Here is an 18,797-nt window from a genome sequence, read left to right on the forward strand (position 1 = left end):
CGATCCTTGCTTTCGCTTCGATGCGGTTCAAGATGAGTTGGCTGGACGCTTACGGCTGGCAAGCCTCAACAATCACTACATCATCCGCGCCCGTCAGGTCGGCTACCCTACCCTGACCTTGTACGCGTCGAGCGAAGACGAGGCCATTGAAGTCCAGCAGCGTATAGAGAGCGAGCGCCGTCGTGGCATCGTCATCGACTACGGCCTTGCACGGCGGACGACGTTCGCTGACCTGATGATTCGATACCTGCGCGAAGAAGCCCCTCGCCACAAGAGCTTCGAAGTCCAGGGCTACAAAATCAATGCCGTCCTGCAGGACGCCGGGTTGCCGCGTGAAGACATGGCCGCCATTTTGGCCGCACACCCCAATCCTCACCCGGTGTGGAAAGGCAAGGAGATGCGCAAGCCGACCGGCGCGCGGATGAGTGAACCCTCGGAAGCCAGCAGGTTCGTGCGCAAGTCCTTTGCCGATGTCGGGCCCGAGGACTTCGAGGACTACGCCGACGAGCGAGCCCAAGTCGTGGAGGCTGGCACCGTTGACAGGGAACTTGACATGTTCGTCGCCATCTGCAACGTGGCAATCGACAGGTGGCGGATTCCGTGCATCAAGAGCCCTATGGACGGGGTTCGACGCCAGCAGTACTTCAACGAGCGTGACCGCCGCCTGAAAAGCGACGAAGAAGCGCGATTGCTGGAAGCTGCGCGCATGGAAGACCGCACGAAGTCCATCGAGCGGAGACTAGAACAGTTGATGCAAGAGGAGCGGTCGGAAGCCGACGAAGCTGCCACCACCTACCGACGCAAGAAGATTGTCAAGGCTGCCCGCGAGCAGTACCAGGACGATGCGGCGCAGACCTACACCCACGTCGCACTTGTAGAAACGCTCATCCAGTTCCTGTTGATGACCGGGGCACGTCGTAGCGAAGCCCTGAACTTGACGTGGTCGCGTTTGGACTTGGATACCCAGACCGCGCTACTCCCCGAAACGAAGAACGGGCGAGCGCGCAAGCTGTCTATCCGCATGGACCTGGTCGGCATGCTCCGCGTCCTCCCGCGCACCTCCGAACATGTGTTCCCCATCTCCGTTGACGGACTTCGCAAGGCGTGGGCGCGCATTTGCCAGGCAGCGAAGTTGACCTGCGGCGACGAGTTGCGGGTTCACGACCTGCGCCACGAAGCGATTTCCCGTGTCGCCGAGGCAGGCAGCAACACCCCAGGCGGGTTCACGCTGGTTGACCTGCAAGCCTTCAGCGGCCACCGCGACACACGCATGCTCCTGCGGTACTCGCACCTATGCGCCCAAAGTCTGGCGAAGCGGTTGGACGAAGCCTTCGCGGACTCGAACCAAGTCACGATGCACCACGGCGTACGCCGATTGAAGAAGGGGGCGGCGGTGAGCATTGCCGACCTGTGTGGATCGGTGCCGCCGACCCCACCCGCGCCAAAGCCGTCTACGACCCCGCTCACTTTCAAGCTGCCATCAGCATGCCTGACCTGGGGAACAATCTCCTACAAGGCAGCCTGAACGCGCACCGGGCGCGATACCTGTCTCACCAACATCAATGCGCTGGCTCCGTCAGCCGTTTTCCATCATTCACACCCATCCATGACAACTTTCACCTACACCAGCTTTGAAGAAAGCCTCTCCTTCGCCAACAGTGACGAAGGCGCCGATTGGGTTCAATCGCAACGTGTTGGCGCAACAAAGAACACCGGCTACCAAGACGACTCGCTGTACATCGACCTTTACGCAAGTCCTGAGGCGGCAGCCCTGAGCGCGCTCGTTGATTGGGAAGACAGCGGGACTTCAAGATTCAGTGTCCACACCGTGCGAATCAATGGGGAGACGATGTTCGGAGCGGACATTGACCACAATGACGGCATGACTCACACGGACCGGGGCGGCTTCATTGCCTTCCTGCGCGGGGATGACTGGCTTGATGCCGACTGGGTTCAAGACGTGACGCAATAGTCACTCGACGAAGCGAGGTAACGAACGGTTCATGCAGTGATGTTCGCGCTATACGGGAGGCAGTCATGTGACTGCTTACCTTTGGGAACTGCACATGGACCGTCTTCTGACGCCCCGCGAACTGAGCGCCATCATCGCGCTCGCACAACGAACCATCTACAACCGCCGCGCGACCGGCGGTGACCTACCGCCCGCCATCGTCCTTGGACGACGCGTTCGGTTCAAGGCTGCCGATGTCCATCAATGGATGGAGCGCCACCGAGAAAACCGGGGCGAGCACACTGGCAATGGTCCCGATGAAGGAGACCGGGCATGAGCCGCCGCCCTCCTTTCGAGCCCATCGGCTACGCGCACAAGCTTGAGAAGTCCGGCAACTACGCTGCCGCAGACCAGCTCCTTCACCAGTGGACCGGAACCCACTGGGGCATGATTGACGACGAAGCAGGCATGCGCATGGCGCTCCGGTGGATTGCTGACGGCCATCACGGCATCGTCAACGCAGCCAACGCCAAAGCCACCCACCAAACGGCACTGCTCTGGCTTCCTGCCTTGCCGGAGCCCACGCCTGCCGCCGTGATTCCAGTGCAGAACGGCTACCTGCACCTTGACGGCTCGCCAAGCCTGCTCCCCGCAGACAAGGCGCTCGGGCTACGTCACGTGCTTCGCTGCGACTACGACCCCGGCGCATCGGCCCCTGTGGCTTTCGAGAAGCTGTTGGGCCGGATTCTTCCCGACCCTGCGGTAAGGGGCCGCGTGCAAGAGTACATCGGCTACACGCTGCTGCCTGACGCCCGCTTTCAGCTCGCACAAATCTGGCTAGGCTCCGGAGCGAACGGCAAAGGAACGCTGGCGAACATCGTGCAGGCCCTTCACGAGCGAAAGGCGGCTGTCTCTCCAAGCACGCTGAACGGCTTCCAGGCCGCCGTCGTGCTGGGGGCCTCGCTCCTCTTCTGCGACGAAGCCCCGGCGAACGAATGGTGCGAGCAGACCATCAAGTCCATGATTGCGGGTGAATCGGTACTCATTGACCGAAAGTACCTGTCGCCGATTACGACCCGCGTCTGTGGCAAGTGGCTCATTCTTGCCAACCATATCCCGGCCGTGAAGGACCAGTCCAACGGCTTCTGGCGACGGTTCGATATCGTCCCCTTCAGCGTTGAAATTCCGGCCAGCGAGCGCGACCCCTTGTTGGCTGACCACATCGTCAAACATGAACTGACCGGGGTGCTCAATTGGGCGCTGGAAGGGCTGCAACGCTTGCTGGCGCGGGGTCGGTTCGACACCGCCCCTGCAGCCATGAGGGCGGCCGCCCAGACCGCACGAACCGAGACGAACTCGGTTCACGCGTGGGTGAACACAGTCGGCGTCGAACGCACCCTGACCACGGACACATCCAAGGCAGAGGTCTACACGGCCTATGCCGCGTGGTGCCGGGAGAACAACATGGGAGTGGTTGCATCCCCGAAGTTCTGGAAGCGCTTGCCCGACTCCCTTGGCGAAGTGCTGGAAGACCGCGCAGTCACGAAGGCCGGGCGCATTCGCACCTGCAACGTCCGCTTGCCCTGACCATCTGGGCGTAGGCTTCGGTCACAAGAACAGCCGCTGAACACGGCTGTTCTCCATCATGACCAGACTGACCGGCCTTTTCTGAAAACCTCGTCCGCTGCGCCGCTCACCCTAGACGTCCTTCTTCTTTCGCCCGCGAACAAGATAGGACACTCAGGAAAAGTTTTGCCGGAACCCCGGTCAAGCTCGGTCACTCGAAAAATCCGCCCGATCGCGGCGCTTTTTCGTGACCAAGCTGCACACCCTCCCAGTAAGAATCAAGGGCAACCAGGGCCGATGCCAACGGCATCGTCGCAGCCTCAATCAATAGAACACAAAACAGATGCGTCCACCCAAACCCAAGAGCTTCACGGCGATGACCAACTGTCACCCGCGTGACTTCGTCGAGAACTGCATTGCGTTGCCCGTCGACGTTGCCTGCGACTACATCGACCGCTGCTATGCCAAGGCTGCAGACCCAAGCGCCTGGCGGCACGACTACTGCGTTGAAGCAGTCTGGCGGCTCAATCACTGGCGCACACTCCTCGACCCGTCTTCCAGCCACGACGCGCTGGAGATAGCCGCCTACTTGCGAGCATTCCCCCCATTCGACTACGAAGCATATCTGGAGGCACGGGACAGGAAACGCTTCCCAGGCGCGCTGTAGCGCGTCGCCAGGGGAAAGCTATTCGTACCTTAGCCGACCGACCTCGAACAGCCCGTCATCGACCAAGTCGCCATCGACCAGGCGGAACAGGCGTAGCTCCTTCTTGTCTTTGGCACCGACACCGACCATGAACGCCCGGCCGTACTGCACATGCACGGCCCCCGCCTTCTCTTTGTCGTACTGCTGGAGCTGTGGCCCCTTGAACTCGACCAGCGCCACGCCGCCGCCCGTCTTGCGGTCCTTCACCGCCACCAGGAAGTCCGGGAAGAAGCCGACGCCGCTGGACCAGCGGTACAGCGCCACCGACTCGGGTTGCCGCACAGGGTTGCGATGCCACCACTCCACCTCAGGCGCGATGTCCAGCATCTCGGCAAAGCGAAGCTCTTCCGGCGACAGGTCGGCCGGGAAGATGCCGTAGACGTTGCGCTTCGACGGCTCAAGCCGGAACTTGGACCGTTGAACCAGGGGCAGCGTCACGGATACGGCTTGAATCTGGATCGCGCGGCAGCGCTTGTGCGCCTGCCGAATCAGCGTCGGGTTGCGGACCAACACCAGCTCCAGTTGCTGGGTCAGTTCCTCATCGGACCCCGGTAAGTCGAAGCCCCCGGCCTCTATCGCATCGCGGAACCGCTTGCGCAGCGCCTGGAGGAACTGGCGGTTGTCCACGTCGGGATACTCGAAAGCAACCTGCCGCGCACGCTGCGCGATGCTGGCCGCCGACATCTTGGCCCAGACATCCGCGTCGTCGGGGGTGTCGGCCGTCTCGAAGATATCCACGGTCCGCTTGACCAGCTTGGTCCGGCTGCGCTCACGGTCAGCCAGCACAGCCGAGAAGTCCACGAAGGACACCAACTGCGCCTCGAAGTCGTCGGGGTTGCTGGGCAGCATTTCCGTGACGAACGGCGGCAGGCCTTGAACCTTCAGCGGGTAGTCGTACTGTTCCTCCGCGTCCAGCTTGAACGCGTTGACCAACGCTGTCGGCCCATCGTGCGCGCCGTGGGTCAGTTCGGTCTTCGCCAGCTCAGGGAACAGGGCGGAAGTGTGCTGCGGCATCGGCACCACGCCATGACCTGAATTTTCGGTCGGCGTCACGGAATCGGTGCTGTCGGGCGTGACGAAGGCGGCTGATGGAGTTTGATCGGAAGGCGGAAATATCGCCGCCGTCTGGCCTGTTTTCACAACCTGCACAAACGATGAGTCCACCGTGAACGTCACGACCGTTTCGGGCATGGTGTTGGCGGTGTGCTCTTGCAGCTTGTTGATGACCGCCGCCGCACCCGTCAGACCCTCTTGGGCCTCACGGTTGGCGAGGAAAACATAGCCGTAGTTCAAGACCTGCGGGGTGCCAGGTCGGCGCTGCAGGAGGGAATGCACGCGCATGATGCGGCCGACCACCTGGATGCCAAAGTTCGCGTCACGAGTGCCGCGCAGGGCTGCCAGGGTGAACGCGCGCGGGGCATCGAAGCCCATGGCAATCGCCATCTTGAACACCAACACCTCGACGGCCGGGTCATTCGCGAGGGCTTGCAAGTTCGGGTCCGGTTCGTCGGAGACGTGGACCTTCACGGCCGACGCAGGGAACTTGAGCGGCCCGGTCAGGTAGTCGCGGGCCTTCTCCAGCGCCGCGCCACCGTTGGGCACCTGCACGAGCATCAGCGGAGTTAGCGTGACGCCGTCACTGGCGAGCACGCCTTTGATGTGACGATGCATCGCCGCGCACTCGGACATGGCAACTTCCTCGAAGTCGACCAAGGCGGCATCGTCGTTGTTGCCAGTCAGGAATTGAGCTGTCTTGACGCCCAGCTTGAGCAGCCCGGCCTGATAGCCCTCGTGGCGCGTGATGCTGGCCCAGTCTGCCGAGTCGCCCACCTGGTAGCCCGTTTTCTCAGCGAAGCTGGCAACGTCGGTATCCCGAGGCGTGGCGGTCATCATCAAGGCGTAGTCGGGCTCCAGTACCTCAGCGAAGAAGCGGTAAGCCTCCTTCGCCTTGACGAAGCCGTGATGGGCCTCGTCCACGACCACACCCACACGCAGACCCAGGGCGCGGGCTTGTGCAATGAGGTCATCGACCGACAGGCCAGCGTCGCCTGTGGTGCGTGCCAGGCGCGATTCCTTGGACTTGGCCGCCACCGTCTGCCAGGTGATGACGAACATCGCACCGGAGGCCAGCTCATCCGGGGTGCGCTGGTGCTCGATGTTCAGAATTTTCAGTTGCGGGGCCTGTCGTTGCAGGCTGGCCGCCGCTTGGTCAATCAGCGTGGCGTAGGGCGCAAACCAAAACCACACCACGTCGTCCAGCGCCGAGAACCGGGCCACGACCTCAGTCGCAATCAGCGTCTTGCCGATGCCGGTCGGCGCTTGCAGCATGACCGCCGCCGACTGCTTGCGCAGCTTGCCCAACTCTTTCGGATTGGTCAGGCGGTTGTAGTCGTCACGCACGTTCTGAAAGCGCGTCACGAGCGCGCCGATGTGACGCTCTTGGAATAGCAGTGGGTCGATGCGGCTCATGCTTGGTTCCCTCCCAGCTTGCCGAACCTGAAGCCGCGCGTCAGGTCTGCGGGCACCTCTCGCAGATTGTTCTCGTTGACCAAGCCCACCAAAGCGGCGGGGGTCCATGTGTAAATGATCGCCTGCGGGTGCTGTTCCAGCGCCTCACGCAAAGCGGCCTTCATCTTGGGCTTGGTCGAGGGTAGGTAGACGAGTGCCTGCCCGTTCCAGACCGACACCGATGCCAGCTTGCCGGTCGGTGTGAGCGGATGATGGTGCTTCATCTGGATGTAGGACCAGACCATGCCGTCATCCAAGCGCTCTTCCAAACGGTGGGTGGGGACGTGCTTGGCCCGCGCGTAAGCAAAGCTGCCGCCCAGGCCTTCGACCTGTTCACCCTTGGCTAACGTATAGCCCTCTGCGATACGGCGTACGCGAGTTGCGCAAACGTCACGACAAAGGTTCTTGTTCGGCTCATCGTTCGTTGCTTCGGTGCTGGACACAAGGATGAAACGGCGTTCGCCCCCGTCCTCTTCGTTCAGTTGCATGACTGCATCAGCGAGCGTCCCCGAGCCGGCAAAGAAGTCGAGCACGATTGCATCACGCGCAGCAACGAACGAAAGCAGGTGCGTGATGAGTTCTACAGGCTTCGGGTTGTTGAACGGCGCTGCCCCCCCGAAGATGCGCTTCAACTCGTTCGGCCCCTTGCGCCCGTCAAGTTCAATAACGCTCGGCAACTTGACCATGAAGTCACGGGCGTAGACCTTCAGTTCAACAATCTTGTTCTCGTCTTCGCCGTACAAAATCGCGTCGTCAGCAATGAGCGCCTGCATGGTCTTCCACGGAAACCGGTAGCCCATGAGGGGCTGTTTGCAGGCCCTTCTGGTGACGGGGTGGGGTACGTCGTATCGGTACCCCTCTTTGCCCGGGTTGTGCACGCTTCGACTTCCGGCGTACACACCGTTGTGGTCGATGAACTTGTAGTCGGCGAGCGGCCCCAGGAACGGCTTGTTCTCTCGATACCATTCGGTGTACGCGGCCTGCAACGCCGCTGGGTCAGCATGTTCCTCAGTCAGACGCGACCCAATGCGCAACAGTTCGTCCTTGATGGCCGACTCCGGTGACTTCCATACCGGTGGGTTCAGCTCTTTCCTCTTGGCGTAGACCAAGATGTACTCGTGCTCAATGGCAACTCGCGTCGGGTTGTTGTCGGTGACGTTCTTCCAGATGACATTGCCGATGAAGTTATGCGCGCCAAAGACCCTGTTCATCAGTAGGCCAAGATTGAACAACTCGTTGTCGTCAATCGAAACGAGGATGACTCCGTCTTCGGCCAACAGGTCTTTCGCCAAACTCAACCGCTGGTGCATGAACTCCAACCACGTCGAGTGCCGGTAGCGGTCGGTGGCCTCGAAGTAGCTGTCGTTGTAGACGAAGTCCTTGCGTCCGGTGTTGTACGGAGGGTCGATGTAGATGACCTGCACTTGTTCGGCGTGCGTGCTAACCAGATGCCGCAGCGCGTCGTAGTTGTCACCTTCAATGATGAGATTGCGCCAGGGCGCGGGTCCGCAGGACAGGTCGGGGTCCAGTTCCAGGCCGACGAAGTCGCGGTTCAGGGCCTTGTCTGGCGCGATGTCGCGCCTCTCCCACACCAGGCCGTAAGGGGTCTGGCTGTCTCGTCGCTTCAGCAGCTCGATGAGCGCTTCTCGGCTCAGGTGTTCGTATTCTGTTGACATTCGGGCGTTTTTCCTCTGCCCGCCATTGTCAGCGATGACCACCATGAAAACTGCCCCCGGCCGCAGTGACGCAGCCGGGGACAGCAACCAGTACGAGCGACGGCCGGTTCGCGAGCCGCAAGGTCAAAGCCTGGATTTGGGGCTTCAACGAGAAGGTTTCGTGCGGCGCGGTACCAGCCTGAGCCGCGCCCCATTGCCTCCTTTTTTAGGAAAACAGTGTGTCCTCGAATCTGTATAGCGCGGATTGGAAGGATGACAGCGCATCGACCTGCTGCTGTGTCCACCCCAGGCCTTCCAGGTCACGACGCAGCTTGGCTTCAAATGCCGGGGTGCAGATGAAGATCAAGCGTCCCCACACTTGCCCCGGCCCGAGCAGCCGCGAGCCGTCACGCCGCCCCTTGTCCTGCAAGACCTTGCCCATCCAGGCCAAAAACGCCTTGTAGTCCTTGGCGTTCTTGCGCGAGCGCTCCACCTCAACCCACCACACTTGAGTGCCGCTCCGTAGCAAGACATCAGGCCGCTTGCCTGCGATTCCTGCTTCACTACCGAGCCAAAGGCCCTGCGAGATTTCGCGCTCGGTGGACACCCGAAACCCCCGGACGATGCCAGCAATGGCAACCTGACTGCTTATCAGCCTATGGCGGTAGTAAGCCGAGCTGAAGCCGCGCACCAAGTCCTTGCCGCTGATAGCTGCCACGCCCGCAACTTTGAGCGCCCGCACTCCCCCTTCGGACAGCGCATAGATGACGCTGCCGTCAGGCCCCTGTCCAGCGATGACCAAGCGGTCTTCACGGAGGCGGCGCATCGTGCGCTGTGCCATCCGCACCGCCGAGCCGGTCGGCTGCGCTGGCTCCATGCCAGGCGGGCCGCTTGGCCTGAACGCCCAGCGTGTCCAGCACAGTGCGGCCAAGTCGCGCGTTCGCAACCAGCCAAAGCGGTGCAACGCCCGCAAGACCCGCGCTTCGTTTTCGCGGGCAATCAGCCGCCCGTCCTTTTTACTCATCATGACCCTCCTGGAGTCGTCGTTGTCATGATTCGTATAGCGCGGCGACCCGTTCATGCCCCCGTGCGACGGGGGCCGAACAGGGGGAACGAACAGCCGCGCTGCGGCTGGAGCACACCGCCCCCTTCTTCCCGGCTGGACGCCGGGCGGGGGCTTGTCCAGGCTGGACGCCCGGCCATGCGCTCATGAATACCGGCGCCCCCACGCCTTCCGTGCCCCGCCTTCAGCGGGCCACTCCACGCGCGGGCTAGAGCTTCAACCCGGCCCGCTGGACGCGGTTGGGCTGCGGTCAGTGCTTCGCCTGACTTAAATCTCTAGCCCGCGCGTACGGCGGGGCGGGGCTGTGCCCCCACCACGGAACCGCCGCGCTGGGGCGCGGCTGCCGCGACGGCGACGGGCTGCGCCCTGCCTGCGCCTTCCGAGGCGGCCCCCCCGGCGACGTGCCGACCCTGTGGGCAGGGTGCGGGCTGTCGGGCTGCGGCTGGACGCCTGGCCCCGCTGTGCCACTGCGCTTCGCTCCGCTGCCGAGCGGCCCCTGACTCCGCCCCCGTGCCTTCGGCACCAGGGCTGCGCGCCCGTTGGCTTGCCTCAAAAGCCGACCTGCACAGACAGCCTGCGGCAGACAGTGCAGGCTCGTTTCCGTGACGCCGTCACAGAAACACAGAGAGGTTCTCGTGGCGATCGCCACGAGAACCGTAGGAATGCCGGTGGCGTGGCCGTTCCCGTGACGGCGTCACACCGCCACGCCATGTTCTCGTGACGTCAACACTGGTATGCCTCGTCACCCAGCCCATGGCAGCGTGACTGCGCGCCAGAGGCTCGCTCTAAGAGCCGCCCGCGCTGACAGCCGATGGCAGCGAGCGCGGACCTTTTCCGTGATGGCGTCACGAGAACCACAGGGATGCCGGTGACAGGGTCGTTTACGTGACGGTGTCACACCGCCACGGCGCGTTTTCGTGACATTTCGTCACGTCAACACTGTCATGCCCCGTCACGCGCGCTATACCAAGGATGCGAGATAAACACGACCACGTCACCCTTGACCTGCTGCTTGACGTACCAGCACCCCAGCCCTCCTGCGCCACCAAGCCTACGCTTGGTCGCCCGAGGAAACCAGATGCACTCAGCGACGCAGAGCGCGCCCGGCGCTATCGCGCTCGCAAGAAAGCTCGCCTCGCAGACTTGCAAGACGAGAGCAAGCCAGTCAGCTCGAACGTCATTGACCTGACAGCGCTTCCACCTTGGAAGCGCAAGGCGGCTTGAGCCGCCTCCGGGTTGTTACCAGGCCCCCGGGCATCGCTACCGCTGTCGAGGTCCGTCGCGCAATCTGCGATGTGACCTCAATTCATCCCGCCTTCACAGGCCCTGCGGGCACTTCGCGCGCCTCTGCACCCGTTCCCCTGCGGGGCTGCGGCTTTGACTGCGCCTATTCCGTCCGTCTGCCTTGCGGCGCATCAACGCAGGCGACGAACTCAGACAACGGCGGCAGCAATGCCAGCGGGCCCCATGCAACACCCCGGGAAATGCATGGAATCAGGCTCTAAATCTAGACCCCGGCATCAGTGGGAATACGAAATGCAAGACGAGACTGCGGACTTGGACGCCATCTTTGGCGAGGCACTGGCCTTCATTCATGGGTACACGCGCGCACAGGCCATCACCGATGGTGTGTTGGTAGACATCACGGAAACAGCGCGCGAGGCGGGGTTCCGGTTGCCGGTTGCCATTACCTCAGCGGCATGGGCCAAGACTGTCGCGTGGACCGATGAGGACTCGGCCCGTCAGACGCTCCAAGACGAATCGGGCCGGTTGTGGGATGTGGTGTGGATGAGCTACGTCGCGGCACGGCGCGCGAGTGGCGGATGCCGCGTGCCGGTTCAGCTCTATGTCGTACCGAGGGGCGGAGCAGGGAGGCGCCCACGCTTGACTACGTTGCACATGGTCATCGGCCCCGGTGACGAAGGCGAGCCGGTTATCACCCTCATGAACCCCAACGAAGACTGAGCGCCACACGCCCGCCCGATCCGGGCGGGCTGACACCACCCATCGAGGAAAAACAAATGCACAACGAACCCGAAGATTTCGGCCCGGACATCAACCCGGCGACTGGCCTGCCAATGTTGGATGACACCTGGCTCGATGTTGGCGGTAGCCCGTTTGGGACAGATATCCACCAGCCAGCCTACGTACCGCAGCCGGCCTGTGACCCCTACTGGCCCCCTGCTGGCGGTGGGGACCCATGGTGAAGAGCCGGTCAGTTCAAGCCTTGCAGCCGGGCGAGCTTCCGTTCAGTGCTGGCACGCAGACTGACTACGGTCTTGTCAGCGCTTGCCGGTGCGCGGCGGATGGGCTCGGGAACTTGGGCGGGGGCCGACTGAGGCTCGGCGGAGGAATCAGCCTTGAGCCGCTGCGACAGCCACCCGAAGTAGACGTCCGGATGCCAGTAAATCCGGTTGCCCAGCTTGGCAGGTGCGGGAAGGATGCCATCATTTATCCAGTTCTCGACCGAGCGGATAGAGATGCCCAGCGAGTCGGCGACGGCCTGCTTGGTCAGCGGGGTGAAGGCGAAAGAAGTGGTCATCACAAGACCTTGTAGTTGAGGTCTTATGTATAGGCAGAACACACAGGCATGGCGCGCAGCCGACCGCACGACGCTACACACAACGCGCGCCAAGTGGCCGATTTCCAGTGGCAAATCAGTGGCAATTGGGCTGGTTTGCCACTGCGTTTAGCTGCGCGCAGCTACGCGAAGGAAAGCGTAAGTCGTTGATTTACAATAGACACCCCTACCCATGGAACAGCGATTTAGGCAGGGACACAATTTTCGGGACGTAGAGGCCGGAGGTTCGAATCCTCTCACCCCGACCAGGATTCAGGGATCTGGTATCCCGAGAGACAAACAAGAGCCGCACATGTTGCGGCTCTTCTCTTTTGCGCGACGTGTTTCTCGCGCGCATCTGAATCGTCATTCCGCATCGTTCTTCCGACGGCCCTTCCGCATTCAGGGTCCGATGTGGCGAACCCAGATGCTCGACTTGCCGAGCCAGCGCAGACCCATGTAGCCGTGCAGCACGGCACGCTCGCCTTGCAGCGTCAGGTCACAGCTGGCCAGCGCGCCCTGCAAGGGACCGGGACGCAGGTCCACGACGGCACCTCCGACCCAGCCGCTGCCAGACGGCTTGAGATCGCGGATGAATTCGATCTCCGTGTAGCGCTTGCCCCTCAGGTCTCCGACGCAGCGCTCGCACACCGGCTCCAGTTCATGGCCCTGTGCATCCATCGTCTTCACGATGCGACCGAACAGGCGGCCATTGCGGCGGTAGATCTGGATGATCGATCGGGTCGGCGTCTCGGCATCCGGGTCAACGGCCAGCCACTGGCCTTCGAGCGGATCCGGCGCCAGCCGCGTCGACAAGGCGCGCAAGCGGTCGATGTCCTGGGCGCTCGCCTCGTTGCCGAGCAAGGCGCCGGCGAGCCATGCCATCGCCGCTGCCGACAAGGTAAGCGCCAGCGCCCGCCAGCTGCGGCGCAGTCGCGCAAGACCTCGCCGGTTCGGAGCTCGATGCACCGGCTTCATGGCGTGCTCGTCGCCACCCAGCTCGCCACCGGCAACCGCAGCTGCACGCACGCACCAGGCGACGCATCGCTGACGCTGCAGCGGCCGCCGATCGCCGCGGCACGTTGGCTCAGGCCCGGAAGACCCTTGCCGTTGCCTCGCGCGTCAGTGCGGCGACGGCCGCCTTCCGGCCGTTCGATCAGCCCGCGGCCGTTGTCGACCACCTCCAGCACCAGTTCGTCCGCATCGCAGCTCAACGTCACGTTGAGCTCGCTCGCACCCGCATGCTTGATGCAGTTGGTGACCGCCTCCTGCAGGATGCGCAGCACGTTGACGCGCACCTCGGGCGGCAGGTGCAGCGGCTCGCCATCGGCGATGTCGTAGCTGATCTGCAGGCCGCTGCCGTCGAGCTGGCTTTCGAGCTTGAGGCAGTAGTCGAACACGCAGGACTGGATGTCGCTGTCCTCGTCCTGGTGCGAATAGAGCACCAGCCGCATGTCGTCGATGCAGGCCTGCAGCTGCTGCTCGACCTCCTCGGGACCCTGGCGGGCTTCGCGCACGCTGAACAGCGTCGTGATCAGGCGCGAGCCGATGCCGTCGTGCACGTCCTGGTAGATGCGGTCTCGCTCGAGCCTGGCCGCATCGATCTGCGCCAGTCGACGTTGTTCATCGTAGCTGCGGGCCAGCTCGGCCTCGCGCTCGCGCAGCGTGCGGGTCAGGTGCTCGTTGGCATTCATCACGCCTTCGACACTGCCCTGGTGCTGGACCAGCAGGATGTATCCGACCACCAGCAGCAGCAGCGGCAGGCCCAGGTGGCAAAGGTAGAAGGGCTCGAAGGCAAGCGAATACCAGTGCCAGGCCGGCAAGGGCGGCACCAGGCTGACCAGAAGGCCCGTCAGCACGCCATAGTCATGGAAGGCCAGAACGATGCAGAAGATCGACTGCAGCAGCAGCGCACGGGCAGCCCCTTGCCCCGGCCGCAGCGCGACGCGTGCGAGCCGGAAGCTGGCGTAGACGTAGACCATCAGCATGGGCCCGGTCCACAGCCGGTCGACCGCGTTCTCGACCGCGCTGCCACCAACCGCGTAGACCAGTGGGGCGATCGAGGCGAACCCGATGAAGGCCCGCGTGGCGCGCCGTCCCATCGGCTGGCCGGCGAAGGACAGCACGAACATCGACATCAGCGTGATCAGGCCGGCCTCGGCGGCATACAGCATGCCGCGCCACAGCCGGTACCAGGGCATCGACACGTGCGACCACAGCGCCAGCGTGAAGAGCAGCCCCCACAGCACCATCGCCGCGCCGGCCAGCGCGAAGATGCGCTGGCGCGGCGAGGCCATCCAGGCGCCGATCATGAACAGGCCGGCCACCAGGCAGAACAGGTTGGACGCGTGCGCCAGCGTGCCGCTCAGGAAGGCCACCACGCCCTCGACGTGGCTGAGGTCGTCGATGCGGCCGAACAGCGGCGGCGAGATCAGCACATAAGGCTCATGCGTCGACTGCTCGACCCACAGCTCGTCGGGCTGGCCATCCTGGCGCAGCAGCCGCGTTGGCAAGGGGATCAGCAGCGGTCGATACCAGACATAACGGTCGTTCGCATCCGAGCGCGGCAGGCCGGCGACCCAATGGCCATTGAGGTAGAAGTCGCCGCCGTTGATGACCTGCGGAAACAGCAGCGCGTGCTGCGGCGGCGCATCGGCGGCCTCCCGCCGGACCGGCCTGCGGCCAGCCTGCAGGCGTGTGGCCACCGCGCCGTCGAGCACCACGCGATAGGCGATGGTGGCGGCCTTGCGGCGCTCGGCGCGCACGGTGAAATGCGGCAGGTCGACCCGCTCGCCCGGCCGACCGTAGGCGGCCGCGCCGGCCACATCGGTCGTCAGCTGGGCCGACTTCAGCGTCACCATGTCCGGACCGAGCGCGGTCCACAGCCACGCCAGCATCGCGACCAGTGACACCGCCACGAGCCATGCTGGCAGGGCCGCGCGCAGGTGCCTAGTCATCGAGCAGGCCGTTGGTGCGCGCGACGTGAACGGCCATCGAGCGCGAGCGCACCGACAGCTTGCGGTAGACGCCGCGCAGGTGCTGGTTCACCGTGTGGGTCGAGATCGACAGCCGATCGGCGATGGTCACGATGGGCAGGCCCTCGGCCAGCAGGCCCAGCACCTCCATCTCGCGCGGCACCAGGCGGTAGCGCGCGACCACCTCGGCCCGATCGACCTCCTGGCGCGGGTCGATGGTCTGGCCCGCCATGCCCATCACGAGCACCTTGGCGACCTGCGGACTGACCGGCGAATAGCCGTTGTGCAGGGCCACGATCTTGTCGATCAGCGCCGGCCCGCGTTCGTCCTTGAGCAGGTAGCCGGTGGCGCCGGCCTTGAGGCTGCGGCTGATGTGCTTGGCATCGCCGAAGGTGCTCAGCACCATGCTCTGGGCTTGCGGGCAGTTGGCCTTGATGTTGGCGATGACGTCGACGCCGTCGACATCGGGCAGGCCGAGGTCGACGAGGTAGACATCGGCCTGGTCGTCGGCGATCAGGGCCATGGCCTCGGACTTGTTGCGGGCCGTGCCGGCCAGCACGCAATGGTTCGAACGGATGATCAGGTCTGCCACATGCTGGCTGACCATCGGATCGTCTTCGATGATGGCGACAGAGATGGACATCGCGGGGCTCGATCAGTGTTGAAGGTCGATCCGATGGGGAACTCTGCGTACGGGACCTCCACCGTCTTGCAGGGCGATTCGTCCGTTATCGGAGCGGTCGGACATGACTTGAGATCTTCTTGAGCGGCCGCAAGGACCTACAGCAGCGGGTTCTGGTAGAGGGACTTCAGTTCGGTGTAGGAATTCAGGCCGACACCGGTGTTCGCCGAGCCGGCGATCGAGGCCAGAACATGCTGGAACTTGGCCGGATCGGCCTGTTCGCTGATCACCACATCGGTTCCCAGCAGCAGGCCCAGGTCGCTGTCGGTCAGCAATGGCACCGCCGAACCCAGGTCCGGGAGCACCGCCAGCTGCATCACGTGATCGACGGCACGCCCGATCGCATCGAGCTTGTCGACCGTCAGTGCATCGCTGCTGGCCGACTTCGCGCCGATCACGTCGTTGAACAGCGCCAGCGCGTTGTCGGCCAGCGCCGTGAGGCCGTCGAGCGAACCGCCGGCCGAGAGGCTCTCGAGCGTGCCGCCAGCCGCCAGGCCGATGTGGGCATGGACGTTGGCGTATTCGGCCGCTGCGGGCGAAGCGATCGGGTAGCTCGCAGCGGCGCCGTTGGCATAGCTGAGGATGCGGTCGTAGCTGGTCGCCATGGCCTGCAGATCGGCCAGCTGGAGGTTCGGCGCGTCGTTCGCGCCCACCGGCGTGGCCGCCAGCGCGGACTTCATCGCGTCGACCAGGTTGGCCTGCGAGAAGTTGGACTTGACGGCGTAGTTCGCGTCCAGCACGCCCATCGCCACCAGGTCCGGGTACGTCAGCGGGTTCGCGGCTGCGGTGCCGGAGATGGTGTTGAACACCTTGCCAACCTGGACCGCCAGCCCGTTCAGGTCAGAGACCGCGTTCACGCCGTCGAACACCTGCTGCTCGATCACCTCGTTGTACAGGCCGATCGCGCGTGCCACATGCTCGGCCGTGCCCTGTTCCAGCACGCCGAGGTTGACGCCGATGTCGCGGAAGTCCGGGGCCGTCAGGTCGGCGGCGTCGGCGCCGCCCGGCCCGTTGGCCGCCACGCGGATCTGCTCGTAGACATCGACCAGGTGCTGGACCGCCGCGACGGTGGACAGGTCACTGGCGGTCCGCGCGGCAACCGCCGAGTTCACCGCGTCGACGTTGACGGTGCCGACGTTCTTCACGCCGGCCGCGTCGTAGACCGCAGGCAGCGGCGCCGAGCCCGAGCCGTCGGCATAGCTGCGCAGCGTGGCCAGGGCCTCGGAAGGGCCGATCGTGCCGAGCCGGGTGGTGACCAGGGCGCGGATCTCGTCGAGCGTGTCCACACCGCTGCCCTGGTCGTCGGTGGCCGCGATGGCGGTCCACAGGTCCTGGAAACGCGCCTCGGACGTGAGCTCGTTGGTGACGGCGCTGATGCCCAGCTGCCCCAGGTCGGCGCTGGTCACCTTGGCGGTGGTGTCGCCGGCCGCAAGCTTCATCACGTGGTCAACGGCAGCCGCGATGTCGTTGAGTTCCCTGACCGTGTCGACGCCCGCCGCCGCCTTGCTGCCGACCACCTCGTTGAGCAGCCGCAGCGCCCGATCGGCGAGCGCCTGGCCGCCGTCGGTCGCGTCGGCGGCCAGCCCGATGACGGCGTTCACGGCGGCATAGGTCGCAGCACCCGGTGCGCTGGCCGGGTCGTTGGCCGCCGTGCCGTTGGCGTAGGTGATGACCTTGTCGTAGCCGGCCACCAGGTCGCTGACCTGCTGGAGCCGATCGACCTTGACGCCCGTCTTGCCGGCCTCGACCAGCGCACTCTTGACCGCATCCAGGTTGGCGGTCGTCACCTTGTCGACCCCGATCGTCACGAAGTCGGCGCTGGTCAGCGGGGTCGACAGCGTGGAGCCGCCCACGGTGTCGAGCAGTTTCTCGACCACCACCACCAGCGCGTTGAGCTTGGCCACGCTGTCGACGGCACTGGCCGGCCGATCGCCGATGACGTCGTCGAACAGCTTGAGCGTCGGATCGGCGGTCTCGAGCGACTTCAGGTTCACGCCGAGGGCCTGGAATTCGGCCTGGGTCAGCGGCTGTTCGGGGCTCGCGTCGGCCACCATGTGGCCATTGGCCTTGGCCAGGATGCGGACGTAGGCGTCGACCATCTTCTGCACCTTCGCAACGCTGTCGACGTCGCTGCCCTCGAGCGCCGCGACGGCGCTGTTCACGGCCTCCAGGTTGGCGCGGCTGACGCCCTTGACGCCGGCCTTCTCATAGGTGGCCACGGTCGGCACGGTGGCCTGCGAGTTGTCGGCATAGGCCTTGATCGGGTCGAGCGTCGACACCGGATCGCTGCCACCGCTGACCGCCCGGTAGACGCCATACGCGCCGAGCGCACCCGCCCCCCACAACAGCACGTCGTCGGAGACACCACCGATCAGCGAGGTGGCGGCCTTGCCGCCAAGGTAGAGGCCCTCGTCGCGCACGACCGGCGCGCCGGCCGGCTGGTGCAGGGAGGCCAGCGGCGAAACGTCGGCGGCGCGGTAGGACTGGACCTCGCCGGCCGCGTCCAGCCCCTGCAGCACCGGCGGCTGGGTCAGGTCGAAATAGCCCTTGATGATCACGTCGGGCTGGTCGGGCGAGTCGCCGTTGACGTTGACCCAGAGATCAGGACCTGCGCGGCGGGTGCGGATGCGCGCCGGTCCCTGGTTGCTGGCGGCCTGGGAGAGCTGCAACACCACCCCTTCCTGGGCCTGGACCACCACGGCCTCGCCGCGCAGGCCAGCCTGTGCTGGCACCGCCTGGCGGGCGACGGTCATGCCGGCCTTGATGACTCGAATCATGTATGCCTGGGTGCTCATCGAGCCTGACTCCTGTGGGTGGGGCCGTGCGTCATCACGTAGGTGGGTGGACGACGCGGATTTCATGTCAAACATCCCGCATGAATCTCGTTTGAAAGTCAGCAGAGTTTGAGGCGACCCTGGAAAGTATAGGAATCAGGACCATTTCAACCACTACCTAAAGAAGTGGTCAACCAACCTATATCGACTATTCAAGGACTAAAAACGACTGAAAACAACCCAGATATGCTGACCTACGGGGCCAATCCGACATATCAAGGTGGGAAACCAACATATTCATGTAATTGCCGGTTGTTGGGTGGACGGGAAGACTGCGTGGCCTCCCACCGTTCCATC

14 protein-coding genes are annotated in these 18,797 nt (G+C 64.1%); 6 read left to right on the plus strand and 8 right to left on the minus strand.

Going from position 1 to position 18,797, the window contains the following annotated elements; genetic code table 11:
- From Q8X39_RS08865 to Q8X39_RS08885, 5 genes are all read left to right on the plus strand, one after another.
- A partial coding sequence (locus tag Q8X39_RS08865) for a site-specific integrase (protein ID WP_305749309.1) occupies window positions 1-1,525 on the plus strand: 1,525 nt, incomplete at its 5' end.
- Between the two features lie 81 nt (window positions 1,526-1,606).
- Window positions 1,607-1,972 carry a hypothetical protein gene (locus Q8X39_RS08870; RefSeq protein ID WP_305749310.1) on the plus strand — a complete coding sequence of 122 codons (366 nt, stop codon included), beginning with the start codon at window positions 1,607-1,609 and terminating at the stop codon, window positions 1,970-1,972.
- Window positions 1,973-2,066: 94 nt separating this feature from the next.
- Complete coding sequence (locus tag Q8X39_RS08875) at window positions 2,067-2,288, plus strand: helix-turn-helix transcriptional regulator (RefSeq protein ID WP_305749311.1); 222 nt, start codon at window positions 2,067-2,069, stop codon at window positions 2,286-2,288.
- The gene (locus Q8X39_RS08880) at window positions 2,285-3,538 is read left to right on the plus strand and encodes a DNA primase family protein (protein ID WP_305749312.1); all 1,254 of its coding nucleotides are present in this window, start codon (window positions 2,285-2,287) and stop codon (window positions 3,536-3,538) included. The genes Q8X39_RS08875 and Q8X39_RS08880 overlap by 4 nt, the downstream gene beginning before the upstream one ends.
- A 322-nt stretch (window positions 3,539-3,860) precedes the next feature.
- Window positions 3,861-4,184: a hypothetical protein gene (locus tag Q8X39_RS08885; RefSeq protein ID WP_305749313.1), complete on the plus strand. Its 324-nt coding sequence runs from the start codon at window positions 3,861-3,863 to the stop codon at window positions 4,182-4,184.
- Between the two features lie 18 nt (window positions 4,185-4,202).
- On the opposite strand, the gene Q8X39_RS08890 is transcribed toward Q8X39_RS08885, so the two are convergent.
- The 3 genes from Q8X39_RS08890 to Q8X39_RS08900 form a co-directional block, all read right to left on the minus strand.
- Complete coding sequence (locus Q8X39_RS08890) at window positions 4,203-6,692, minus strand: DEAD/DEAH box helicase (RefSeq protein ID WP_305749314.1); 2,490 nt, start codon at window positions 6,690-6,692, stop codon at window positions 4,203-4,205.
- Window positions 6,689-8,407: a site-specific DNA-methyltransferase gene (locus tag Q8X39_RS08895; RefSeq protein WP_305749315.1), complete on the minus strand. Its 1,719-nt coding sequence runs from the start codon at window positions 8,405-8,407 to the stop codon at window positions 6,689-6,691. The genes Q8X39_RS08890 and Q8X39_RS08895 overlap by 4 nt, the downstream gene beginning before the upstream one ends.
- Window positions 8,408-8,612: 205 nt before the next feature.
- A complete protein-coding gene (locus Q8X39_RS08900; protein ID WP_305749316.1) occupies window positions 8,613-9,410 on the minus strand; it encodes a hypothetical protein in 798 nt (265 codons plus the stop codon).
- A 1,596-nt stretch (window positions 9,411-11,006) separates the two neighbouring features.
- On the opposite strand from Q8X39_RS08900, the gene Q8X39_RS08905 reads away from it, so the two are divergent.
- Window positions 11,007-11,414 (plus strand): DUF6573 family protein, encoded by a 408-nt coding sequence (locus tag Q8X39_RS08905; protein WP_305749317.1) that lies wholly within the window; start codon window positions 11,007-11,009, stop codon window positions 11,412-11,414.
- A gap of 250 nt (window positions 11,415-11,664) precedes the next feature.
- Here Q8X39_RS08905 and Q8X39_RS08910 read toward each other — a convergent pair whose 3' ends face one another.
- The 5 genes from Q8X39_RS08910 to Q8X39_RS08930 all read right to left on the minus strand — a co-directional run bounded on the left by Q8X39_RS08910 (window position 11,665) and on the right by Q8X39_RS08930 (window position 18,461).
- The gene (locus tag Q8X39_RS08910) at window positions 11,665-11,991 is read right to left on the minus strand and encodes a helix-turn-helix transcriptional regulator (RefSeq protein WP_305749318.1); all 327 of its coding nucleotides are present in this window, start codon (window positions 11,989-11,991) and stop codon (window positions 11,665-11,667) included.
- Window positions 11,992-12,411: 420 nt separating this feature from the next.
- Window positions 12,412-12,987 carry a DUF2147 domain-containing protein gene (locus Q8X39_RS08915; protein ID WP_305749319.1) on the minus strand — a complete coding sequence of 192 codons (576 nt, stop codon included), beginning with the start codon at window positions 12,985-12,987 and terminating at the stop codon, window positions 12,412-12,414.
- Entirely contained in the window at window positions 12,984-14,966 is a 1,983-nt protein-coding gene (locus Q8X39_RS08920) for a sensor histidine kinase (protein ID WP_305749320.1), read from the minus strand. The genes Q8X39_RS08915 and Q8X39_RS08920 overlap by 4 nt, the downstream gene beginning before the upstream one ends.
- A complete protein-coding gene (locus tag Q8X39_RS08925; RefSeq protein ID WP_305749321.1) occupies window positions 14,959-15,627 on the minus strand; it encodes a response regulator in 669 nt (222 codons plus the stop codon). The genes Q8X39_RS08920 and Q8X39_RS08925 overlap by 8 nt, the downstream gene beginning before the upstream one ends.
- Window positions 15,628-15,764: 137 nt before the next feature.
- Window positions 15,765-18,461, minus strand: a complete 2,697-nt coding sequence (locus Q8X39_RS08930) for a hypothetical protein (RefSeq protein ID WP_305749322.1) — start codon at window positions 18,459-18,461, stop codon at window positions 15,765-15,767.
- Between the last annotated feature and the right edge of the window lie 336 nt (window positions 18,462-18,797).

The organism is Leptothrix discophora, from assembly GCF_030705305.1.
Classification (GTDB): domain Bacteria; phylum Pseudomonadota; class Gammaproteobacteria; order Burkholderiales; family Burkholderiaceae_C; genus Sphaerotilus; species Sphaerotilus discophorus.

Excerpts from the sequence above, each read along its gene's own strand:
- Q8X39_RS08870 (WP_305749310.1), top strand. The coding sequence starts at position 1,607 with ATGACAACTTTCACCTACACCAGCTTTGAAGAAAGCCTCTCCTTCGCC.
- Q8X39_RS08875 (WP_305749311.1), top strand. The coding sequence starts at position 2,067 with ATGGACCGTCTTCTGACGCCCCGCGAACTGAGCGCCATCATCGCGCTC.
- Q8X39_RS08880 (WP_305749312.1), top strand. The coding sequence starts at position 2,285 with ATGAGCCGCCGCCCTCCTTTCGAGCCCATCGGCTACGCGCACAAGCTT.
- Q8X39_RS08885 (WP_305749313.1), top strand. The coding sequence starts at position 3,861 with ATGCGTCCACCCAAACCCAAGAGCTTCACGGCGATGACCAACTGTCAC.
- Q8X39_RS08890 (WP_305749314.1), bottom strand. The coding sequence starts at position 6,692 with ATGAGCCGCATCGACCCACTGCTATTCCAAGAGCGTCACATCGGCGCG.
- Q8X39_RS08895 (WP_305749315.1), bottom strand. The coding sequence starts at position 8,407 with ATGTCAACAGAATACGAACACCTGAGCCGAGAAGCGCTCATCGAGCTG.
- Q8X39_RS08900 (WP_305749316.1), bottom strand. The coding sequence starts at position 9,410 with ATGAGTAAAAAGGACGGGCGGCTGATTGCCCGCGAAAACGAAGCGCGG.
- Q8X39_RS08910 (WP_305749318.1), bottom strand. The coding sequence starts at position 11,991 with ATGACCACTTCTTTCGCCTTCACCCCGCTGACCAAGCAGGCCGTCGCC.
- Q8X39_RS08915 (WP_305749319.1), bottom strand. The coding sequence starts at position 12,987 with ATGAAGCCGGTGCATCGAGCTCCGAACCGGCGAGGTCTTGCGCGACTG.
- Q8X39_RS08920 (WP_305749320.1), bottom strand. The coding sequence starts at position 14,966 with ATGACTAGGCACCTGCGCGCGGCCCTGCCAGCATGGCTCGTGGCGGTG.
- Q8X39_RS08925 (WP_305749321.1), bottom strand. The coding sequence starts at position 15,627 with ATGTCCATCTCTGTCGCCATCATCGAAGACGATCCGATGGTCAGCCAG.
- Q8X39_RS08930 (WP_305749322.1), bottom strand. The coding sequence starts at position 18,461 with ATGAGCACCCAGGCATACATGATTCGAGTCATCAAGGCCGGCATGACC.